We start from the raw sequence: 6000 nt of genomic DNA on the forward strand, positions 1-6000 counted from the left end.
TTAAATGTAAAGTTGTGACTATATTGTGACGGCATAGTAATTAAATAATTATTTTTTATGGTTGTCATCATGTGCAAAAGCCATTAGTATCTTGCCTTCAATCCCACTTACTCATTAATGTTTAATCCCTTTAGGCTTATTGAGTAAGAAAATAAAACAGTTAGGATGTTTGGAGAGATTCAATGCGTAGCACTTTTTGTTTAAAAGCTCTTAGCGTAGCGATTGCTACTTTTTCAGTGGCTAGCGCTGCTAGCGCTGCAGGCCTTGATCGTTCTGGTCAAGATATCACCGCGTTCTTACAAGACGGCTTGTATGCCGAAGCGGTCTATACCTATATCGATGCCGATGTCACCGGACATGACAACGCTTATATAGGGGCAGATGATAAGGCTTACACCAAGGGCAATAAGATAGGCGATATCGCTGAGTCTTACGACTTCTTTCGTTATGGCGTAAAAGCCGATATCAATGATACTTTCAGCGTTGGTATTTTATATGACGAGCCATTCGGCGCTGCTGCTGATTACACTGGTGATAATAATTTTGTCGCTCAAGGCAACCTAGATGACGCTATTAATGCCATCTCAAACGGTAATGCTACTGGTTTAGTAGATGCTGGCAACAAAATAGGCCAGCTTTCACAAGGTGCTACGCAAGCAGGTCAAGCCGCTGCCCAGCTCGCCCAGCAAGCCCAAAATGCAACCTCGCCACAAGCTGCAGCAGAATTTGCTAAGCAAGCAAAAGCTGCCCAAGACAAAGCTTTAGAGCTAAAAGGTCAAGCAGAATCGTTAGGAGCGGCAGTAGCTTCAGCACAAGCAGAAAAAGCGACTACTGGTGAAGGCACTAATGTAGAAGTACGCACCGAAAACGTTACTGGTATTCTTGGCGCAAAATTAGGCACCAATAAAGAGTTCCAAATCTATGGTGGCCCAGTTGCCCAGCAAGTACAAGCCGATGTAGCACTACGAGGCGTTGGATACGGTCCTGCAACTGGTTACACCGCTCATATCAGCTCTGACCAAGACTTTGGTTGGCTCGCTGGTGTCTCTTATAGCAAGCCTGAGATTGCTTTAAAGGCGGCATTGACCTATCGTTCTGAGATTGAGCATAATACCAATATCGATGAGCAATATCCGATTGTAGCCGCTTTAGGTGGTGATCCTAGTCAAGGTGGCACTATTGAGATTACTACCCCAAAATCAGTAAACTTCGATTTCCAAACGGGTATCAATCCCACCACACTAGCCACTGCAAAAGTACGCTGGGTACCTTGGGGCGATTTTGCTATTGTGCCGCCTTTATATAATGAAGTCAGCAAGCGTGCTACCGAAGACGATAAAGGTTTGGCTTTGGTCAGCTATGATGACGATCAATGGCAAGTAGAGCTTGGCTTAGCCAAACGCTTAACGCCAGCATTGGCCGTTTCTGGTAATATTGGTTGGGATAGCGGCGCGGGTAACCCAGTGACGTCACTAGGTCCAATCGAAGGCTACTATAGTGCAGGTCTTGGTGCAAAATATAACGTCACCGAAAACTGGGCGGTATCTGCTGGTGGTAAATACTTATGGTTCGGCGATGCCAAAGGTCAGCTACCTACTCGAAAAGTAGTCGCTAACTTTGAAGATAATGATGGTTACGTATTGGGCGTTAAATTGTCTTATCAAGCAGCGCAATAGCGATCTGGAGCAGGCTTATTAAAGTAAGTCATAAAATTGAGTGATAATAACAAGCGATCCTTAGGGGTCGCTTTTTTATGGAGTAGCGCAAAGCAAACTACTCGATAATTAGATTGACATTAGTTCAGTATAACTTACACAGATAAAGGAAAATAAATAAAGTATTTAATTGTTGTTTTAAAGTGAAAAAGCCATTACTATTTAATTAGGACATCGTTGACATATTTAGTAACAAATTGACTATGCTGACGGTTTAACAACGAGGATGTTTGGAGATACAAAATGCGCCCTACCTTTCACTTAAAAACCCTTGCGGTAGCTGTCGCTGCTTTCTCTGCAGCTAGTATAGCTAGCGCTGCTGGTCTTGATCGCTCGGGTCAAGACGTTACTGCTTTTTTCCAAGATGGGACTTACGCGGAGGCCGTTTATACTTATATCGACGCTGATGTTAGCGGCTACGATAGCGCGAATGGCAACCCTCTTAGTAACAACTACATACGCGGTGATAAAACCGGGGATATCGCTGAGAGTTATGATTTCTTTCGTTACGGAGTAAAAGCCGATATTAATGATACCTTTAGTATTGGTGTATTATACGATGAGCCTTTTGGCGCCTCTGCTGAATATACCCAAAGCAACTTTGTAGCAGGAAATGATCCTGATGCTACTGTTGCTGGGATTACTGGCGTGCCTGATGTAGCTACAGCCCAGCAGGCTGCAGGCGATATCCAAACTGCGCTTGCCAATCCTAATTTACCAGAAGCGCAGCGAGAAGAGCTAACTGCTCAGTTGCAGGGGATAGGATTAGGGTTAGGTATAGCAAATGCCGAAGCCGCTACTGCTGGCGAGACTACTAAGGTTGAAGTCCGCAGTAATAGTTTGACGGCTATTTTGGGCATGAAACTGGGTCCAGAAAAGAACTTTCAAATCTATGGCGGCCCAGTCGCTCAGCGTATCGAAGCACAAACTCGGCTTCGGGGCACGGCTTATGGTCCAGCTACTGGTTATACTTCTAACACTAGTCCTGATACTGACTATGGTTATATCGCCGGTATCGCCTATAGCAAACCTGAGATCGCCCTAAAAGCCGCTTTAACTTATCGCTCTGAGATTGAGCATACTTCACAAACATTTGAGAGCTATCCATTGGCACCTACTATCAGTGGTGGAGCTTTACCGAATGCTAGAAGTAGTAATATCGAAACCACAACGCCAAAATCGATTAACTTTGATTTCCAGACGGGTATTAACCCCACTACGCTTGTCACTGCTAAAGCACGTTGGGTGCCCTGGAGCGATTTTAAAATCGTACCGTCTCTATATACAGATGCGACTAAAGGAAGGTTCCCTGGCGGCTTGGCTTTAGTTAATTATGATGATGATCAATATCAAGTAGAAGTAGGTGTGGCGAAGCGTTTAGCGCCTGCATTAGCAGTAAGCGGTACGGTAGGCTGGGATAGCGGTGCAGGTGATCCAACTACGTCTCTAGGTCCTATCGAGGGCTATTATAGTGCTGGACTTGGCGCAAAATATAATGTCACTGAGAATTGGGCAGTATCTGCCGGTGGCAAATACTTATGGTTCGGTGATGCGAAAGGTGCGTTACCGACTGGAAAGATCGCTGCCGATTTCCAAGATAACGATGGTTATATCGTAGGCGTCAAGCTCTCCTATCAAGATAAATAATAGAGTATGAGATAATCGACATAATAGTGTAATTTAAAAAAAGCGACTTTAAAAAGTCGCTTTTTTTAAATTACAATGACTAAAATAATTGTGAACCTACTAGTCATATATAACGCTAGTCAATCGAAAAATTTATCTAAAAGAAAATATATGAAGATATATGTCGGCTATTGTTAGCTTGCTAGGCCTTGATTTGATTAATCATTATTATATCTATAAAACCAAATATCCTGCACAAGAACAAAAAATTTGGCTTTAATAAGGGGCGGTAAAGAGGTTTGCTATAACTCCAAAAATTCACTATGATATCAAAATCAGTTACCTTGACTTACACTACTGTGATGTCTAAAAAATCTGATAACATAGTAAAACCAAATCTTGCGAGCGATGGTTTTCATCGTTTGGCAAAGGATTGCAAGTAGAGGTCAGGTGGATAACACTACCGATCGATAATATTATTCATGGAGGATGTCACGTGTCGCAACAATTCCCTATCTCTAAGCTCACTTTAGCGCTTATCACTCTCTCTGCTGCCTCATTCACTCAAGCAGCTGGCCTTGATCGCTCCGGTCAAGATATCAAAGGTTTCTTTAATCCGGGTACTTACGCTGAGATTGATTATGCTTATATCGATACTGATGTATCAGCGCATGACAACGCTGGAACCGATTTTGGTATAACTGAAGATGAATCTGGTTATGTAAAAGGCAATGACACTGGTGATGCTACTGATGACGCGTATACTTTCGCCCGTTATGGTGTCAAAACGGATATTAACGAAAACTTTAGTATTGGTGTTTTCTACGATGAGCCATTTGGTGCAGAAGTTGAATATAAAGGCGATCATAACTTTGTATCACGACCAGGTGACAACAACTTTGTCACAAGAGGACCTGACGGCACTCCAGTTGTGCTACCGCAATCAGCGCTGAATCCATCTGTAAACGATCCTGACTACGATAAGAATACTAACGTTAGCGTTCATACTGAGTCGTGGACGGGTTTATTAGGCTTTAAGTCTAATGGTTTTCAAGTCTATGGTGGTCCCGTGATGCAAAAAGCGAAAGCTGAAGTGCATCTGCGCGGTAAAGCCTATGGTCCTTTGACCGGTTATGATGCCAATGTCAATAGTGATACCGACTATGGCTGGGTTGCAGGGGTAGGGTACAGCATCCCTGAAATTGCTCTAAAAGCTAACTTGACTTATCGCTCAGAGATTGATCATGAAACTGAGATAGGCGAGAGAATTCCATTACTAGGTACAGGATTGAAAAATACTGCTTTGGGCCAGCTTGGTATTGATCCAAACTCTGATCTAGGCCAGTCCATTGGTGAGTACGCGACCACTAGAGCCACGGTTACTACTCCTGAATCTGTAAACCTAAACTTCGAAACTGGACTGAGCCAAGAGTATCAGCTACTAGGTACGGTAGATGTACGCTGGGTACCTTGGAGCGACTTCAAGATTGTACCGCCTTTCTACAATGCTTACTCAAAAGCATCAGTAGAAGAGGGTTTGCCATTATTGTCTTATGATAAAGACCAGTGGAAAGTCGATGTAGGCCTAGCCAAGCGCTTCAATGAAAAATTAGCTGGTACCGTAACGGTCGGTTATGACTCAGGTGCGGGCGATCCGGTCAGCTCACTAGGTACCATTGAAGGGTTCTATAGCGTCGGCGGCGGTGTTAAGTATAACGTTACTCCTGAATGGGCGGTCTCAGTTGGTGGTAAATACCTCAAGTTTGGTGATGCCACTGGACAATTACCTAACGGTAGTATCGTCAGTAAAGCCGATGATAATGATGGTTATATTGCTGGCGTAAAACTGTCTTACCAGAGCCAGTAAGCTAATTTCTATTTAATAGACGCTCTATAAAGCTTATCAAGCGGTGATAGATGAGCTTTATAGTAAGCGAAAATAGTTTAAGTAAAATGTAGATATTAATAAAGCATAGTTATTCAGTTTAGTATTACTTTTACGGTTAAGTATTATCGTATCTCGTAAAGGTTAAATAATTAACTCTTGACTTACTATGTGGATTTTGGTTATCTATAAAAGTTGTTCAATTGCTACCTAAGGCGTTGAATATGAAAGGAATATCTCATTATAATCCATGGAGGAATACGAATGTTACCTAACCGTCATTCAATCTCAGCTGATTCTACAGCACCTAAATTAAAAACCCCACTAAAAGCGAGCGTCGTAATCCTGACTTCTGTGATCTTGGCAGCTTGCGGAAGTAGTGGTAGCGATTCTTATACTCTAGATGATATTTTCGATGGTAGCAGTCCAACCATTCCAGCTCCCGAGCCTACTCCTGAGCCAGAGCCTACTCCTGAACCTACTCCAGAGCCTACTCCTGAGCCAGAGCCAGGTGAGCCTAATGAACCTGAAGTAGATCAGAGTGGCGTTCAGTCATTAAACATTGTTGCTGGACCTCTTGGAGTATTCAACACAACGACACGTGATTTTGCAGTTACTGACGATTCAGTAGAAGCAAGAGCTGATACAGCTTCAGATGAAGTTCTTCCTGCAGTTACAGTGACTACTTCAAGTGATGATGACACTGACCTTGATAATGATTTCAAGTCTTATACAGGAAGTGCCGAGATTCCTACCGCTTTAGGAAACTTACCT

4 protein-coding genes are annotated in these 6000 nt (G+C 43.0%); all 4 read left to right on the forward strand.

Features of this window, described 5'->3' with window-relative positions; translation table 11 throughout:
• Positions 1–182 precede the first annotated feature (182 nt).
• Complete coding sequence (locus ACS8FD_RS02025; protein WP_439274199.1) at positions 183–1676, forward strand: OmpP1/FadL family transporter; 1494 nt, start codon at positions 183–185, stop codon at positions 1674–1676.
• 282 nt (positions 1677–1958) lie between these two features.
• Complete coding sequence (locus ACS8FD_RS02030) at positions 1959–3362, forward strand: outer membrane protein transport protein (protein WP_439274200.1); 1404 nt, start codon at positions 1959–1961, stop codon at positions 3360–3362.
• Between the two features lie 475 nt (positions 3363–3837).
• Complete coding sequence (locus tag ACS8FD_RS02035; protein ID WP_439274201.1) at positions 3838–5208, forward strand: OmpP1/FadL family transporter; 1371 nt, start codon at positions 3838–3840, stop codon at positions 5206–5208.
• Positions 5209–5490: 282 nt separating this feature from the next.
• On the forward strand, positions 5491–6000 hold a 510-nt coding region (locus tag ACS8FD_RS02040), incomplete at its 3' end, for a hypothetical protein (protein WP_439274202.1).

This window comes from Psychrobacter sp. 1U2, from assembly GCF_051847575.1.